This is a genomic window from Acinetobacter sp. GFQ9D191M (assembly GCF_011174875.1).
Taxonomy (GTDB): domain Bacteria; phylum Pseudomonadota; class Gammaproteobacteria; order Pseudomonadales; family Moraxellaceae; genus Acinetobacter.
In genome coordinates this window covers 1-16929 of the sequence record NZ_JAALGV010000044.1, presented here as the reverse complement: position 1 = coordinate 16929, position 16929 = coordinate 1, and the positions used below count along the sequence as shown (strand labels likewise).

The following is a 16929-nucleotide window of genomic DNA, read 5'->3' as shown; positions in this document are numbered from 1 at the left end:
GACAAACCCGGTACGGTTCACAACTGCGCTTTTAACCAGAATGGAGAAGCACATTGCGCGCTATCCGCTATAAATATATTGTCCTGATTCTTTTACTTCTGCTCGCTGCATTTGGCGTATTTCGCTGGTGGCAAGGGCCACAAGTCACAGGTTATACCTTAGAGCCGATGCCGCTGGTGCAATCAGTGGTTGCCACCGGGCAGGTGATCACCGTTTCACGTGCTCAAGTCGGTAGTGAAGTAACTGGTGTTGTGCTGGAACGTCGGGTTAAGGAAGGTGATCGGGTCAAACCGGGCGATTTGCTGGTTGTACTTAAATCAGATGAACTGGCAGCTCAAGTTCGTCAGGCAGAAGTCGCATTGAATGAACTGGCAACCAATCGCCGTCCACAAGCCTCAGCAGAATTGGCTTCAGCAAAAGCTCAGCTGGAACAGGCCAGCCGTGAAGCGACGCGCCGTCGCAATGCCGAAGCAGGCATCCTTTCGGCAGAAGAAATTGAACAGGCTGTAGAGGCAGAAAGGGTAGCACGCAATAATTATGAAACTGTGCGTTTAAAAGCAGCTGCACTGGCACCTGGTCAGGTAGAAGAGGCTTCATTACGTGAGCAGCTTTCGGTGGCACAGGCTCAACTGGCTAAAACTAAAATCCGGGCAACTGTTGCTGGAACGGTGCTGACCCGTGATGTTGAGCCTGGCGATCTGGTTCAGCCAGGACGTACCTTATTTACCATTGCAATGGATGGTAATACCGAAATCCGTGTACCACTGGATGAACGTAATCTGTCACGACTGGCGTTGTCCCAGAAAGCGACTGCAATTGCCGATGCTTACCCGGATAAACCTTTCCCAGCCCGGATTAATTTTATTGCACCGAGTATCGATCCTCAACGCGGCACGGTAGAAGTGCGTCTATCGGTTGATCCGGTACCTGATTTCCTGCGTCAGGATATGACGGTATCGGTTAATGTCGAGACAGGTCGCCGTGATCGTACCTTAGCGATTCCGAATGATGCTCTAGGGAAAGTACAGGGCGATCAGGCCACCGTATTACTGGTACGTGATAGCAAAATCCAGCGACAAAAAGTGAAACTGGGTCTGCGCGGACTAGCCATGTCTGAAGTGATTTCCGGTTTAAAAGTGGGTGACCAGGTACTGTCAGATGCAACTTCAACTTTAAAAGATGGCACACGAGTTCGATTTAAGCCCGAAGAAATCAACTATGCCGACCAGAATAATGATGCCAGCAATAAAAATGAATTACCGGTGAAATTCGAGTGAAAAAATTACTAGGGCGTCTCTGGATTGAATGGAAGATCGCAATCAGTTTTTTGCGAGAAGGCCGAATGCAGTCTCTGATGATTACAGTGGGTGTTGCTGTAGGGGTGTCTGTGATTGTTTTTATCTCGGCACTGATACAGGGCTTGCAGTCTAATATCATCGAAAGGACTTTAGGGACACAGGCACATATCCGTTTATTGTCTCCCGATGAAGTGAACCAAGTTATACCCGCACCCGCAGGCACTGTGCAGCTGGTTCTAGAAGATAAACGGGCCCAAAGACTACGCTCTATCAATAATTGGCAAGAGGTCGTGACGACCTTGGATCAGGTGCCTTTATTGACAGCTGTTTCTCCAGTAGTTTCTGGACCTGCATTCGCACAGCGCGGTGAAGCTCAGGAATCGGTTGCGCTGGTGGGCATGGATCCAGAACGTTATCAGAAAATAATTCCACTCAAAGAATATATGATCAGTGGGCAGTTACGTGTCGGTGCAGATGATGTAATGATTGGCAGTCAGCTGGCTAAAGATCTGGGTGTACAGGTGGGTAGCAAATTACGATTAGACACCGGTCAGGACAACAGTACTGTCGTAAATATTTCCGGAATTTTTGAACTTGGAGTACGTGAGCTGGATTCGCGCTATGTCTATATGGATTTAAAACAGGCACAGTCCTTAACTCAGCCTGCCAGGCGGGATCACTGTAATAGACCTGACGGTAGAAGATATTTTTGAAGCAGAAAATATTGCAACGCAGGTCGGGCGTTTGACATCCTTACAGGCAGAAAGCTGGATTAAAACCAATGGTCAGTTAATGAATGCCATCTCAGCGCAAAGCCTTTCCACCAATATGATTATTATTTTTGTGGCCATATCCGTTGCTTTTGGTATTGCTAGCGTCTTGTCAGTCAGTGTCGTACAACGGACTCGTGAAATTGGCATTTTAAGGGCGACAGGGGCTACACAAAGACAAATCCTGCGCGTTTTCCTGTTTCAAGGCGCAATTTTTGGCTTGTTGGGGTCTATTATCGGCAGTGCAGTCAGTTATTTACTGGTCTGGATCTTTAATGAATTTGGCCCAGGCCTGTTCTATATTCCAATTTCAATCAATCTGCTATTGCTGGCTTTATTGCTGGCCACATTGACTGGTGTAGTGGCAGCGGCTATACCATCCCGTCGTGCTGCGGCACTTGATCCTGTGGAGGCAATTCGTCATGTCTGATTCATCGAATGAAGTCTTGCGGCTGGAAGCACTACGTAAATCTTATAATATTGGTCAGCCTAATGAAGTCGAAGTTCTGCATGGCATTGATTTGTGTATTGAACGTAATGACTTTGCAGCACTAATTGGTCCTTCAGGCTCGGGGAAAAGTACTTTATTGAATATTCTGGGTCTATTGGACCAGCCAACTAGCGGTGAACTATATCTGCTTGGTCAACCCACCAGCCGTATGGATGACGCTGCACGTACCGCATTACGCGGCAGCAGTATTGGTTTTGTATTTCAGTTTCACCATCTGATTCAAGCTTTTAATGCATTAGACAATGTCCTTATGCCGTTAATGATGGCACATGGAAAGCCTGATCAAAAGGCTCTAGACCGAGCCTATGAACTTCTGGCTGCAGTCGGGCTGGAAAAGTATGCACATCGAAAACCGAATGAGCTTTCCGGCGGGCAACAGCAACGTGTTGCAATCGCTCGAGCACTGATTACAGAACCCGCCTTGTTACTGGCCGATGAACCGACCGGGAACTTGGATACCCAGACCGCGTCTGAAGTTTTTGAACTGTTTCGTAAAGTAAATAAGGAACAGGGCTGTGCCATTTTGCTGGTGACTCATGATCCGCGCTTGTCTATTAGTTGTGATCGCACCATCAAGTTAGTTGACGGCCTGATTCAAAGTGATACCAGAACAGCTCCAGCAGATATTCCTGAAAATACTTAATTTTTAAATATTTTAAGAATTTGTATTCTCCAATTATGGATAAATAAAGATTTTTCTTATCACTTAAGCCTTGCAATAAAGCTGATACAAGGTTTGCATCAGGGTAAGTACTTTGGGGTCGGAAAGCTGATAGAAAATCTGCTTTCCTTCACGACGCGTGCTGACCATTTCGGCTTTTCGGAGCACCGTAAGTTGTTGTGAGAGAGTGGGTTGGTTAATATCTGTTTGTAGCTCAATCTGTTGCACATTCATTTCACTATCGACCAGTACACATAGAATTTTCAGTCGGTCAGAATTCGACAACACTTTTAAGCGTTCGCTTACCACATGAGCCTGAGAAAAATCAATACGTGTCTGAGTTTCATCTGCTGTCATATAAAAAACCTGTATTAGTCACACAATATTTAAAAACCATCTTGATTAATATTTATAATTATATAATATAAAATTATATATTTTAAGTGGAATATGCTCATGCATGACTTTTTGGCAGCGTTTCTCGGTGGATTACTGCTTGGTCTTTCAGTGGTCGGCTATCTGTATGTGAATGGCCGTATTGCGGGCGTGAGTGGGTTGGTTGGGCAGGTACTTAATCGAAAGACAATTTTCAAAACTCCTGCGGTCTGGTTTTTAGCAGGACTATTTATAGTTCCATTTATCTACGGCGTATTGTTTCAGCCAGAAATTGAGCTGAATGCCAGCCCATGGATGATGGTCATTGCCGGTTTGCTGGTTGGTTTTGGTACACGTTTAGGTTCAGGTTGTACCAGTGGACATGGCATCTGTGGGATTAGCCGTCTGTCAAATCGCTCCTTTGTTGCGACCGGGTCTTTTATGCTGGCGGGATTTATCACGGTTTATGTTGTTCGTCATCTGGTTGGAGCTATCTAAATGAAAAATCTATTCGCTTTTCTATTTGGTGGCCTGTTTTCAGTCGGCTTAATGCTCTCAGGTATGTCTAATCCTGAAAAAGTTCTGGATTTTCTGGATCTGTTTGGGGATTGGGATGCCAGTCTTGCCTTTGTCATGATGGGGGCAATTCTGGTGGCTTTTATTCCTTTCCAGAAAGCTAAACATAATCCACATCCGACCACTTTATTTAATGAACCCATTGATTTACCAAAGAATCAAAAGATTGATCCTAAACTGCTGGCGGGTAGTTTATTATTTGGTATCGGTTGGGGAATTGCAGGCATTTGTCCGGCACCCAGTTTTACCCTGATTGGTTTGGGACATTATCAAGCCTTGTATTTTATTGCAGCTATGCTGCTTGGGGTCTGGATTCACCGTAAATGGGCAGGAGTATAAATATGACACAGCAGCCAAACGTCAAAGCGTTTTTTGATAAAAATACCAATACTTTTAGTTATGTGGTGAGCGATCCTCAAACTGCCCAATGTGCCATTATTGATAGCGTGCTGGATTACGATGCTGCGTCTGCCACCACATCGACCGAGCATGCCGATCAGATGATTGCCTATGTGAAATCACAAGTTTTGACCGTGGAATGGATTCTGGAAACCCATGTACATGCTGATCATCTGACAGCCGCACAATATCTGAAACAGCAATTAGGTGGCAAGATTGCAATCAGTAAGAAAATTGCGCTGGTGCAGGAAACGTTTGCCAAGATATATCATCTGGACATGAAACAGATCAATGCGCATCAGCCTTTTGACTATCTGTTTGAGGATGGTGAGCATTTCAAGATTGGAGAACTGGAAGTTTATAATATTCCTACGCCAGGCCATACACCTGCCTGTTTAAGCTATGTGATTGGTAACGCCGTCTTTGTAGGGGATACACTGTTTATGCCGGACTATGGCACGGCTCGTTGTGATTTTCCAAATGGCAGTGCCTCGGTTTTATATGATTCTGTTCACAAGCTGTTTCAGCTCCCGGAAAGCACCCGTGTATTTTTGTGTCATGACTATTTGCCAGAGTCACGTCATGAATATCAATGTGAAACCACGATTCAGCAGCAAAAACAGCAAAACGTTCATATCCGTGAAGGGATTAGCAAATCTGAATTTGTACAGATGCGTCAGCAGCGTGATGCAGGTCTAAGTATGCCTAAACTGATTTTGCCTGCGATCCAGATTAATATGAATGGCGGACAGTTCCCAATGCCAGAAGCCAATGGCGTGTCTTATTTGAAGCTGCCGCTAAATTATTTTAAGAAGTGATCAATTTATCAGGAACAAAATATTAATCTTTAAATTAAGCGCTTATAAAGTTTGCGAATTTTAATATTCCACCCTATGCTATTTGGGTTAACTCATTTTTATATTTTCAGGGTGCATCGTGCTCAGACAGTTCTTTAAACAGATCTGGTTTGTGATGCTTATGGTATTCGCCGTAAGCTGGAGCGGCATGTCGATTGCTTCAGCAAAAACGATGCATCTGGAAACGTCAGCCAAGCAGATGAGTTCCCATTGTCAGGAAATGGCAAAAATAGAGAAGTTACATCGCCAGCATCAAGCTATGCATGGTTCTGCTCATGATATGAGACAGGACATGAATTGCCACTCCGACTTAAATGACCATAAAGATGACTGTCTGGATTGTATTTATAGCTCTTGCCATAGTCTGAGTAGCTGGATCGATGTGGAAATCTCGAAGTTAACTCTTCCTGAGATTCATGCCTTAGAAACCACTTTTATCTCTAATTATCAAGCCAAGCACCTTGCCGGGTATTGGCAGGAAATTCTGCGCCCACCTAAAACTTAATCCTCGTTATTTATATTTTAATAAATCAAGGATTAAGTTATGTCGATTAAAATTAGTCAAAGCCTGTTATTGGGCTTAAGTTTAGTGATCTCGTCTTCATTATTGGCTGCTGTAAAAGAATATCAGCTGGTTATTGATGAAGGTCCAGTCAATATCACCGGTAAAACCGTACAACGTATTACAGTGAATGGAAAATTTCCTGCACCTTTACTGGAATTTGAGGAAGGTGATGAAGCTGTTATTCGCGTCAAAAACAAGCTAAAGAATAAAGAAAGCTCTCTGCATTGGCATGGTTTATTGCTACCCGGCCTGATGGATGGTGTCCCCGGTTTTAACGGGTTTCAGGGCATTGCACCTAATCAGGAATTTGTCTATCGCTTTAAAATTCGTCAGAGTGGAACCTACTGGTATCATGCCCATTCCAAGGGGCAGGAACAGGACGGCCTTTACGGCGCCTTTGTAATCTATCCTAAAAACCAGGCGGAAGTTCCTGCACATGAGCAGACCGAGCGTGATTATGTGGTCATGCTTTCAGAATTTCATGAGCAGTCCGGCCAGCAGATCATGAATAATTTAAAAAAATCTGCCGAGTATTATCAAAATCAGCGTGAAACTCTGAGCGATGTTTTTCAGCAAATCAAACGGGAAGGGCTTAAAGCCACCTGGAATGATCGCAAAATGTGGAACCAGATGCGCATGCTGAAAACTGATCTGTCTGATGTAACCGGCTATACCTTTTTGGTGAATGGAAAAACGCCTGAACAGAACTGGATAGGACAGTTTAAACCGAATGAAAAAGTGCGACTGCGTTTTATCAATGCCTCTGCCATGTCATTTTTTGATGTGCGTATTCCACAGTTAAAAATGACAGTCGTCAGTGCAGACGGGCAGCCTGTTAAACCTGTAGTTGTCGATGAATTCCGCATTGGTGCCGCAGAAACCTATGATGTGATTGTGGAGCCCACTGCGGAACATTATCAGATTGAAGCTGAATCGATTGACCGTTCCGGTTTTGCGATTGGCAGCTTACAGAATGAATTAAAGCCAGCTCATCATGCCATACACAAACCTATATCCCGTCCTCGTGCCTTATTGACCATGGAAGATATGGGACATGGCAATATGCAGGGTGAAGCACACGAGCAGATGAATCATCAGAATCATGCTAGCCATGACATAAATGTTAAAAAAGATACTGAACATTCAATGATAGGGCATAAGCAGCATGCATCGGCCAAAGTGATCGAGCAAGGAAAGGGCAATCATACCGAGCATTCAGATACTTCATCCGCTTTGGATCATATGGCTCATTCAAATATGACCGGGCATATGCAATATAAAAAAGATGCCAAAACTTTTACGCAGCAACCAGTTTACGGCTGGGCCAATGCCTCTACACCGGTAGGGCATAAAGCTTTGCAATATAGCGACCTCAAATCTTTAACTCCGCAAAAAGATATTCGCGACGCAGAAAGCGAATTGGTGATTCGTTTAGGCGGCACCATGGAACGGTATATCTGGACCATGAACGGCAAGAAATTTAATGAAGCAGAGCCGCTCAAAGTGAAATTTGGGGAACGGATCAGGCTGAAATTTATCAATGACAGTATGATGGCACATCCGATGCATTTACATGGCATGTTCATGCAGCTCGAAAATGGCCAGTCTGCAATAGATATGCCGAATAAACATACAGTGATTGTCCCACCTGGAAAAACCGTTACGACTTTGCTGACTGCAGATGAACTAGGTGAATGGGCGATTCATTGTCATCTGTTGTATCACATGACTGCCGGAATGATGAATAAACTGATTGTAGCAAATGTTCAGGAAAATGACGTTTCGACTCAGAATACTGTGCGGGAAGAGCATTCCCATCATCACATGACAAAACCAGTAGAAAAACAAGGAGATGCTCATGCACACCATTAATCTTTGTTTGAAGCCTGTTTTGGCTAGTGTATTGGCGTTGGGAAATATGACTGTTTTTGCCGAAGATATATCTCAACAGTATGCTGATCATTCGATGCATCATCAACAATCACTCCAATCGTCAGAGCACCATTTAACTTCAGTAGCACCGGAAATTACTGAAAATTTAATTCCAGATTCAGCTTCAACCTATTCCAGCGAACATGATCATCGCAAGGAACATGGAGGGCAAATTTATACGCGGGTCAAACTGGACAATAAATGGATCAAAAACTCAGAAGGTGAGGGAGGCTTACAGTCTGAGAATGAGCTTCGGATTGGCACGGATGAAAATAAACTGTTCATTAAACTCAAAGCTGACAAGCAGGAATCCAGAGCAACAGAATATGCAGTCCAAGCTCTGTATAGCCGGAATATTTCAGATTTCTGGGATGCTCAGGCGGGTCTTCGCTACCGTCAGGAAAATTTGGGTCAGCCTAATGCTGGGCAAAATATTGAACATGTAGATGCAATATTTGGATTCCATGGGTTGGCGCCGTATTTCTTTGAAACCAATGCACATCTGTATCTTGGTCAAGATGATTTTATCGGACTTGAGCTAGAAACAGAACGTGATCTGCTACTCACACAAAAACTGATTTTGCAGCCTTATGTTGAAGTTGACCTCATTTTGAAGGATAAAGCAGCCAATGCTAAAAAGACTGGAATAAGTCATGCGGCATTCGGTCTGGAAACTCGTTATGAGGTCAATAAAAAGATCATGCCTTACCTTGATATTGCTTATGAATATTCCAAGGGCAACGAGAAAACTTCATGGCAGGACGCATCTGATTCTGAACAGGGCGGGCGTTATGGAATCGGTTTAAGAATGATGTTCTAAACAGATATGTATGTAAGCTAATATTTATGAGGCGGGAAAATCATTTTCTCGCCTCATATACTCAGCTATATCTTATTCTTAAGGCCTCTATAAACTTTTATATTTTTCTTTGTTTTAAATTATTCATTTTCAGAATAAATATAAATACGATTGGACTTATAACAACCCAAAGTGCGATAAAGCTAATACTACTACTGAATTGAGTTCGTAAAAGGGACAATACCAACAGTAAAAGACTACCTGAGATCAATTTAACGATGACCGGATAACTCACCAGAAAAGAATATCGAGATTGTCTGGTTTTTAAAATCTGTTTTTCACTCACGGCATAAAAACCAAAACAGGCCATCCAGATCAATCCTACTATTGCCATCCATATCATGAAGAAGACTCCTGCTGTGCGGTTTTAAGCTTGGCCTGAATTTTATGAACGGCTTTTTGCTGGATAGGTGTAATTTTCTGATGTAGGAAGTAAGCGAGAAGTGCCAAGATCCAGAGCATCAGATCGATACGCAAAAACAGCCAATAGTTCGCAAAAGAATCCAGATAATGCTGGGACCACAAATAATACAGGTCGATGAGTGGAAGCATAAAAGCGGCACAGATGAGAATTTTAAGCTGCGTTTTCCATAAATGCTGTTGTGGCGTTAAACAGGCCAAGATAAAACTACTCAGCCAAATACTAAAGAAGATATAGATTTCATAATTTGTGGTGCCCACAGGAATGTGAATCAAACGGTTTGCATAAAGATAAGCCAGCATGGCAATAGGTAAACCAATTATAATGGTGATATTCAGACGATTCACCAGATAATATCCAAAGTGAAAACGATCCGATTTTTTCTGCATCTGTCGTTTCAGGCTCCAGAGCAATAATCCGGAAGCGATCATGGCACAGCCTAATATGCCTGAGAAAAATAGGGCGAAACGTAAAACAGGTTCGGCAAAACGTGCCATATGCAAACCATATACTCCAGCATTCAGGGTAGCAATTGCACTGTCATTACGGGTGTTTTCAAGCAATTTGCCTGTCGTCGCATTTAATACGAGTTGTGCCTGATTGCGGGTAATAGAATGATCTTTCAATTCGGTTAAGGTAATCTTTGCCAGTTGGGTATTCGGCTGCTTCACGGTAATATTGTCAAATTCTGATTTTCCCCAGTGCTGCTGCGCCGTAGTGATAAAATGTTGAATCGGTAACATCTCCGTTTTAATGGGCACAGCAGAGGGAGCAAGCACATTTTTGGTTCGGATTTCTTCAAAATATTGAAATGGATTTTCTGGATATAGCTGCTTCATGCCAGAAGGCAAAACAATATAAAAGAAAATAGCCAGTCCAGTAAAAGTCATAGTTAAAAAGAACGGTAGCGCAATGACGGAACTGACATTATGAAAATCCAGATAGGAACGTTGTCCTTTAAAAGCTCTCAGAGTAAAGAAGTCGGTCAGAATTTTTTTATGGGTAATGATTCCGGAAATCAGGGTCATCAACATGATGAATGCAGCAATGGTGACAATCAGACGGCCAATGGTATAAGGTACGCCATATAGCTGAAAATGAAAGTTATAGAAAAAATCTCCGCCCTGTGTAGCCGAAAGCGTTAATTCCTTACCTGTCATAGCATCCAGGGTTTTAAGTTGATAAGCACCCTCTGCAGTTTGCCAATAAATTTTATTAACCGGTAAATCCTGATTCGCTACCCCGATATACCAGTTCTGTGCATCAGGTGCATGTTGCTGTAAATAACTATAAGCAGTTTTTAAAGCAGTTTCCTGGTTAACCTGCATCTTGGCAAATTGTGGCTGCATCCACATTGTAATTTCATGGCGATAATAGGTGACTGCACCTGTTAAAAAGATCGCGAAGAGGAGCCAGCCAAAACTTAAACCTAGCCATGAATGTAGCCATGCCATAGATTGACGGACAGATTTATGCATGGTTTAACCTATGAAGCGGGAAATGACAAATAAAACAATGAGAGGAATCAGGCTATAGACTGAAAGTGTTTTAAGACTTTGGATACAGAAGATTCCAATCACAAAACAGACATAAAAAATGAGGGCAATAAAGGCAGCCAGATAAACCGATTCAGCTTTGGGTAAACTCGCCTGTAAAAAATAGGCCAGATCGAGAGCAATCAGATAACTACATAAATAACCAATACCAAAGCTCATGCCTAATCGATACAGGATAGCAAGTGGCTGAAGGGTAGAAATCATGGAAAGGCCTTTATATGAATCTGTATAAATAAATATTGAGGCAACTTAATGCACGAAGCTTAAGGTAGTGACCAGGTACTGTTTCTTATACACTTGCTGATTCAATTTTCCTGTCTTGTCTACTTCTTGACTCACCTCTAGTACATATTGACCCTTCCATGGCGTAGCAATATTAATTTGGCCATGCTTGTTGGTCGTATAGTTTTTAAGCCAGTGCTGTGGGGAATAGACAGTCACTTTGACATCCGCAGCGGGTTTACCCTGATACATGACTGTAAAAGTATTACTGTTCGGTTGAACCGGTACGATATCCAGCTCTGAGTCTGCTTTCAGGTTTTGTCTGCCGGATTTCGCGTGATAGCTGAGTAAGGACTCCCCATAGATCAGTTCATGATAGAGCTCTACATCTGCTTGATCTTTTGTAGAGTAGACCAGATGATCCTGGTGTAGTTGGGGACTAAATTGTTTTTTAGTCTGAATCGCTTTTGCTTGGCTGAATGACTTTAAGGCACCTTCTTGAGTCTCTTTGAGCTGTTCACTATATTCACCAAAAAATGCATGTGTTTTTGCATCTGAAGCACGTTCTAGCCAAAGCATATGGGCCTGAGTAGAAAGGGCCATTGACAGTCCAATTGTCAAAGTAATGATTTTTTTCATGAATTCTACCTGATTATTGTTTACATATAAGAAAATGAGCTCCGAATATTCTTTCAAAGCTCAAGCGAAAAATTAATATTTGAATTTTACGGCCACACTGTAATTTGCCGGTGCACCATAGAAGCCTTGCTGATTCGGGAAATTAAATAAGTATTTTTCATTGGTCAGATTATTCCCGTTGGCCTGCAAAGTAATGTGATCATTGAGTTCATAACTGGCCATCAGATTCACAAGCGCATATGCATCCTGTTTGATAATGCCTGCTTGTTGGGTAACAACACCCTCTGTAGCAGCTTCAGGAACTTCTAGATAAGTTTTATCCTGCCATTGCACACCAAGGCCCAGTTTCAGTTTTGGAATCTGTGGCACCTGATAGGTGGTCAGAAGATTAAAAGACTGATTAGGATTAAAGGTACGGGCATCACCACCGTTGATCAGATCTTTAAGACTAAACTGGGTATAACCAAAGCTTAAGTTAAAATGGTCGGTCAGTTGTCCCGCCAAGCCAAACTCGTAGCCTTGGGAACGCAGGTCACTGACCTGAGTTGTGCGTAAAGTCGGAATACCATCAGAATCACGAAGCGGATAATTACTTTGCTCCGTTCTGAACACGGCCATAGTTGCGGTGAGCTTATCATCTAGCCAGGAACTTTTAATCCCGGCTTCATAACTTTCACCTTCAACCGGTTTATTAATACTGCCATCCAGCGCTTTAGTTGTTTGTGGACGGAAAATTGAGGTATAGCTTAGATAACCTGTATATTCAGGACTAAATTCATAAGTCAGGCCTGCATAAGGTAATAGCTTATTCTCATCATAAATCGTGTCTGTTCCATAACTGCTGCCTGTACTTTCAGCCTGAACATAGTTGGCACCTAAAAGCAGTTTCAGATCGTCAGTCATATGTAAACGGGTGGCGGCATATAGGCTTTGGTTTTTTTGCCGGATGTGCATCTCACCACTGGTTTTTGACATATCCCAAACTGGTTCGGGCGGCGTAAAACTGGATAAATCTGTGGTAAGTGGGTTGGTAAAGCTGCCTGCATAACCTAACTCATTCAGATTGTTTTCAGCCCAGATATAGCCAAAAGATGCCTCATGTTGTTGTCCCCAAAGTGGATAGGTGCCACTAAAACTCAGACTGGCCTGCTGTTCCTTGTTGTCATCAATATACATACCTGGATATAAGAAAATACCTGAAGTACCGTCAGCACCAGGTTTACCGGACAGGAATAAAAGTTTTGAATCCCGGTCAGTCCGTTTTTCCTCATAACTCAGTTTAGCTTTCCAATCAGCGCCAAGTTGTTGTTCGATCTCGGCAAAATAGTTTTTAATATTACTGTCCCAGTAGGCCCAGTCCGGACTGTAATTATAATTTCTTGAATAGCTTAACTGTTCACCTTCAGTATTGATTAAAGGATTAGAACCCCAATTGACCCCATTGGGATTATGATTCGTTTCGGTATAACCAGCAGTTATTAAGGTCGAATCAGTCAGGTCAGCCTCAACCACGGCACCAATGCCATTTTTTTCGAGTTCATAGTGATCCAGATAACTATCACCTGTCTGCTGATAGCCAAATACTCGGCCTCTGATTTTTCCATCCTGTGTCAGGGGAGAGGAAACATCTGCTTCATAACGTTGGGTATTCCATGAACCATAACTGGTATTAAACGCGGCCTGAAGTTCCTGAGTAGGGCGTTTTCTAATCATATTAATGGTAGCGCCCGGATCGCCAATACCATTATTTAAGGCATTTGCACCTTTAACGATCTCTATACGGTCAAATAAAAAGCTGTCTGGATTGTCATTATTGTAGTTATAGCCTTCAAGCGGAATCCCAACGCCGTCTACCAATACGTTTGAGATTTCAAAACCACGTGATAGATAGGAAGTTCGTTCGGTCTCCTGGTTACTTACAATGATCCCCGGTGAGTTGCGGAGTACATCACGGGTATTATCCAGTGCAAAGTCATCTAATTGTTGACGCGTCACTACATTCACTGTTTGTGGCGTTTCCTTAAGAGGAATATTTAGTTTAGAAGCTGTTGCAGAATTTTGAATAATATAGCTTTTAGTCTGTTCAGAGCTTTCTGTTGTTTGTGCTGCATCAGTGACTATCGTGATGGTAGGAAGTTGCTGACTATTTTCTGCAAAACTTTGCTGTGTCATCAATATGGCAAAACTGAGCAAAGATAGCTTGAAAGTTGGATGATTGGTATAAAACATTTTAATGGATGTAAATGATAATAATTATCGCTAATGTTATTGATTAGATATTTTTAAATCAATCTAAATACAATAGGAAATTTAAATTAAAAATTACTCATTGATAGAGGAATACTTTGCAGTTAAAGCAGATTAAAAGAAGAAGGGGTTAAGATTTTGCTTAAAATAAAAACGATTTATTTTAGTAAAATAATATGTAAATTATTGACTTCATATTAATTTTTTAAATTTATAAAGTATATTCGCTAAATTTTTTTCATGTAGAGAATGAGATTAATGCTCAAATATAAAAAGAAAAATGAAATAAAAAAAAGCCATCACATTGATGGCTTTTTATAAATGATATTGATCAATAAGTTTTATAAGGCAAGAACTTGCCAGACAATACGACATTGACACGGTCGCCATTCGGATTTTCTTCGCGTTGAATATCCATACTAAAATCAATCGCGCTCATAATACCGTCACCAAATTCTTCATGAATCAGTTCTTTAATGGTAGAACCATATACATTCACCACTTCATACCAACGATAAATTAAAGGATCGGTCGGTACGCTGGTTGGCAGGGAACCTTTATATGGCACGATCTGTAGCCATGCAACGGCTTCATCACTTAAGCCAAAAATCTGACCAATCTTTTCTGCTTGCTCTTTATTAAACGCCATCTGACCTAAACATGCAGCGGTTACCCATTCTTTAGAAAGACCAATCTCTTTGGCAACATCTGACCACTTAATTGACTTTAAAACTTTCGCTGAAATGATCATGTCAGTTACTTGTTGACGATGGGTAATCATAATCCTCTCCAAATTATTCTCAAATGAATGTATGCAGAACGCATAATGCAGATATCATGCCAACAGCATTCTAGAGTTCATGCTAAATAGAAAATGAATATTTAAGTGATTGTTAATTATTTGTGGCATAGCTTTTGCTTCTATTCCGATATACATGGCAACGACGCCATTCACCATTACCTGTTCTAATATTCAAGGCAACGGCGCCTAAGGTCTTCAATGATCTTAGGCGTCTTTTTTTCGAAAAACAGGTCCGTATATTGAAAAAGAGGACGACAACATGGCATATCTTGCTCCTGCGGAGTTTGCAAAAAAAGTAGTAGATGCGGGTGAATCCAAGCTTCATATGGCAACCCGTGATGTTTTGATTCGTGCCTTTATGGCAGGTGCGATTTTGGCCTTGGCAGCCGTATTTGCAATTACGATTGCAGTGCAAACTGGTGTGCCACTGATTGGCGCATTACTGTTTCCTGTCGGCTTCTGCATGTTGTATTTATTGGGCTATGACTTGCTAACCGGGGTATTTGTATTAACACCGCTGGCATGGCTGGATAAACGTCCTGGCGTAACCTGGGCACGCATTTTAAAAAACTGGGGACTGGTATTTTTAGGTAACTTTACTGGGTGTTTAGTCGTTGCAGTACTGATGGCTGCTGTTTATACCATGGGCTTTGCGACTGATCCGAATCCAGTCGGTGAAAAGATTTCTCATATTGGTGAAGACCGTACCTTAGGTTATGCGGCTTATGGTTTCTCAGGTTGGATAACTATTTTTATTCGCGGCATGCTGTGTAACTGGATGGTGTCTTTAGGGGTGATTGGCGCAATGATGTCAACTACAGTGAGTGGCAAGTTCATCGCAATGTGGATGCCAGTGATGCTGTTCTTTGCCATGGGCTTTGAACATTCAGTGGTAAACATGTTCCTGTTCCCATTTGCCATGATGATGGGTGGTGACTTCTCGATTGCAGATTATTTCCTGTGGAATGAATTACCGGTTGCTTTAGGTAATCTGGTAGGGGGTTTAGCCTTAACAGGTCTGGCACTTTACACCACACACGTACGTACTGGCGCGAAAAAAGAATTCTAATAATGAATCATTTTTAAAGGGATCAATATGATCCCTTTTTGAGTTTTCAATATGAAAAAAACATTAAAAGTCGCTATTGGACAATATTCTACGGCTGGTATTAAAGATCAGAATCAGGATTTTTATGGCATCTTTTTACCAGAAGGTCATGTACTGAAGCAAAAAGGTATAGCTTGTGCGATTGCCGACGGGATCGGCAGTAGCAATGTCAGTCACATTGCCGCAGAAACAGCCGTCAGCAGTTTTCTCTCAGATTATTATTCGACTTCGGATGCCTGGAGCACCCAGACTTCAGCAGCACGGGTGATTCGCGCCACAAATTCATGGTTATATGCACAAACTCAACAAAGTCAGGGACGTTTCGATAAAGATCGGGGCTATGTCTGTACCTTATCCGCACTGATTTTAAAGCAGCATCAGGCGCATATTTTTCACGTCGGTGATAGTCGTATTTATCGAATCCGAGATGGTGAAATTGAATTATTAACCCATGATCATCGCGTCTGTCTGTCTTCGACAGAACATTATCTCAGTCGTGCCTTAGGGGTGGATTATCGTATTGAAATTGATTATCAAAGCCTTGAACTAAAAGAAAAAGATGTCTTTCTACTCATGACTGATGGGGTTTATGAGTTTGTTACAGACCAACAATTATTAGATTTCACCTTAGCAGCAGATCACTTAAATCAGCTTGCCAAATTCCTGGTTGAACAGGCTTTAAAACAGGGCAGTGATGATAATTTAAGTCTTCAAGTGCTCCGTATTGAGCAGTTGCCTGAACCAGATCAGTTTTATATGCACCAGGATTATGTCTTTCCACCCCAGCTCAGCAAAGGTGAAGCATTTGAAGGCTATGCCATTGACAAAATCCTGCACCAAAATCACCGCAGTTGCCTGTATATTGAACGTGATCCTTTACGTTTCTGGCAAATCAGTTGTGCTGTATTAGGACTTTTACTTTTATTAAGTATTGCATGGCCATTTATTTAAGAAGGTTGGAGTGAATATAAGTAAAAAAAATAGACAGCGTTCTATGCTTTAGGCAACTTGCGTCACTAGTATATTTACGGCAATCAATCCACAACCAGAAACCACAAGAACTATATCATTACGATTTCAACCACCTTTTAAAATGGGAGAGATAAAAACAAAGGCTCTAGACTAGCAAAA

General features: G+C 42.0%; 16 protein-coding genes and 2 pseudogenes. 11 read left to right on the top strand and 7 right to left on the bottom strand.

Translation table 11 applies throughout. The features are described 5' to 3' along the window. Positions 1 to 53 precede the first annotated feature (53 nt). The 3 genes and pseudogenes from G5T77_RS08090 (at position 54) to G5T77_RS08080 (ending at position 3222) form a co-directional block, all read left to right on the top strand. Complete coding sequence (locus tag G5T77_RS08090; RefSeq protein WP_166138812.1) at positions 54 to 1277, top strand: efflux RND transporter periplasmic adaptor subunit; 1224 nt, start codon at positions 54 to 56, stop codon at positions 1275 to 1277. Further along, a pseudogene (locus G5T77_RS08085) lies at positions 1274 to 2498 on the top strand (ABC transporter permease). Before G5T77_RS08090 ends, G5T77_RS08085 begins: the two are co-directional and overlap by 4 nt. After that, a complete protein-coding gene (locus tag G5T77_RS08080; RefSeq protein WP_166138816.1) occupies positions 2491 to 3222 on the top strand; it encodes an ABC transporter ATP-binding protein in 732 nt (243 codons plus the stop codon). The pseudogene G5T77_RS08085 and the gene G5T77_RS08080 overlap by 8 nt, the downstream one beginning before the upstream one ends. A gap of 63 nt (positions 3223 to 3285) precedes the next feature. Here G5T77_RS08080 and G5T77_RS08075 read toward each other — a convergent pair whose 3' ends face one another. Continuing rightward, positions 3286 to 3597: a metalloregulator ArsR/SmtB family transcription factor gene (locus G5T77_RS08075; protein WP_166138819.1), complete on the bottom strand. Its 312-nt coding sequence runs from the start codon at positions 3595 to 3597 to the stop codon at positions 3286 to 3288. 99 nt (positions 3598 to 3696) lie between these two features. Between G5T77_RS08075 and G5T77_RS08070 the strand changes: the two genes are divergently transcribed. From G5T77_RS08070 to G5T77_RS08045, 6 genes are all read left to right on the top strand, one after another. Further along, complete coding sequence (locus tag G5T77_RS08070) at positions 3697 to 4113, top strand: YeeE/YedE family protein (RefSeq protein ID WP_034170880.1); 417 nt, start codon at positions 3697 to 3699, stop codon at positions 4111 to 4113. Continuing rightward, a complete protein-coding gene (locus G5T77_RS08065; RefSeq protein WP_125278655.1) occupies positions 4114 to 4530 on the top strand; it encodes a DUF6691 family protein in 417 nt (138 codons plus the stop codon). It begins immediately after the preceding gene. A gap of 2 nt (positions 4531 to 4532) precedes the next feature. Beyond that, complete coding sequence (locus tag G5T77_RS08060; RefSeq protein ID WP_166138822.1) at positions 4533 to 5408, top strand: MBL fold metallo-hydrolase; 876 nt, start codon at positions 4533 to 4535, stop codon at positions 5406 to 5408. Positions 5409 to 5526: 118 nt separating this feature from the next. Beyond that, complete coding sequence (locus G5T77_RS08055) at positions 5527 to 5952, top strand: hypothetical protein (protein ID WP_166138825.1); 426 nt, start codon at positions 5527 to 5529, stop codon at positions 5950 to 5952. Between the two features lie 39 nt (positions 5953 to 5991). Further along, a complete protein-coding gene (locus G5T77_RS08050; RefSeq protein WP_166138829.1) occupies positions 5992 to 7884 on the top strand; it encodes a copper resistance system multicopper oxidase in 1893 nt (630 codons plus the stop codon). Next, complete coding sequence (locus G5T77_RS08045; RefSeq protein ID WP_166138833.1) at positions 7871 to 8764, top strand: copper resistance protein B; 894 nt, start codon at positions 7871 to 7873, stop codon at positions 8762 to 8764. The genes G5T77_RS08050 and G5T77_RS08045 overlap by 14 nt, the downstream gene beginning before the upstream one ends. A gap of 97 nt (positions 8765 to 8861) precedes the next feature. On the opposite strand, the gene G5T77_RS17435 is transcribed toward G5T77_RS08045, so the two are convergent. The 6 genes from G5T77_RS17435 to cynS all read right to left on the bottom strand — a co-directional run bounded on the left by G5T77_RS17435 (position 8862) and on the right by cynS (position 14669). Next, positions 8862 to 9146, bottom strand: a complete 285-nt coding sequence (locus G5T77_RS17435; protein ID WP_166138836.1) for a hypothetical protein — start codon at positions 9144 to 9146, stop codon at positions 8862 to 8864. Further along, positions 9143 to 10702, bottom strand: coding sequence for a PepSY-associated TM helix domain-containing protein (locus G5T77_RS08035; protein WP_166138840.1), 1560 nt, complete (start codon positions 10700 to 10702; stop codon positions 9143 to 9145). The genes G5T77_RS17435 and G5T77_RS08035 overlap by 4 nt, the downstream gene beginning before the upstream one ends. A gap of 3 nt (positions 10703 to 10705) precedes the next feature. Next, positions 10706 to 10984 carry a hypothetical protein gene (locus tag G5T77_RS08030; RefSeq protein ID WP_166138842.1) on the bottom strand — a complete coding sequence of 93 codons (279 nt, stop codon included), beginning with the start codon at positions 10982 to 10984 and terminating at the stop codon, positions 10706 to 10708. A gap of 45 nt (positions 10985 to 11029) precedes the next feature. Then, positions 11030 to 11641: a DUF4198 domain-containing protein gene (locus tag G5T77_RS08025; RefSeq protein ID WP_166138845.1), complete on the bottom strand. Its 612-nt coding sequence runs from the start codon at positions 11639 to 11641 to the stop codon at positions 11030 to 11032. A 72-nt stretch (positions 11642 to 11713) separates the two neighbouring features. Further along, entirely contained in the window at positions 11714 to 13870 is a 2157-nt protein-coding gene (locus G5T77_RS08020; protein WP_166138847.1) for a TonB-dependent siderophore receptor, read from the bottom strand. A gap of 349 nt (positions 13871 to 14219) precedes the next feature. Then, a complete protein-coding gene (gene cynS / locus G5T77_RS08015; RefSeq protein ID WP_004785763.1) occupies positions 14220 to 14669 on the bottom strand; it encodes a cyanase in 450 nt (149 codons plus the stop codon). 280 nt (positions 14670 to 14949) lie between these two features. Between cynS and G5T77_RS08010 the strand changes: the two genes are divergently transcribed. Beyond that, on the top strand, positions 14950 to 15759 hold the full coding sequence (locus G5T77_RS08010; RefSeq protein ID WP_125278664.1) for a formate/nitrite transporter family protein: 810 nt from the start codon (positions 14950 to 14952) through the stop codon (positions 15757 to 15759). Positions 15760 to 15810: 51 nt separating this feature from the next. Next, a pseudogene (locus tag G5T77_RS08005) lies at positions 15811 to 16662 on the top strand (PP2C family serine/threonine-protein phosphatase); the annotation flags it as partial. Positions 16663 to 16929 lie beyond the last annotated feature (267 nt).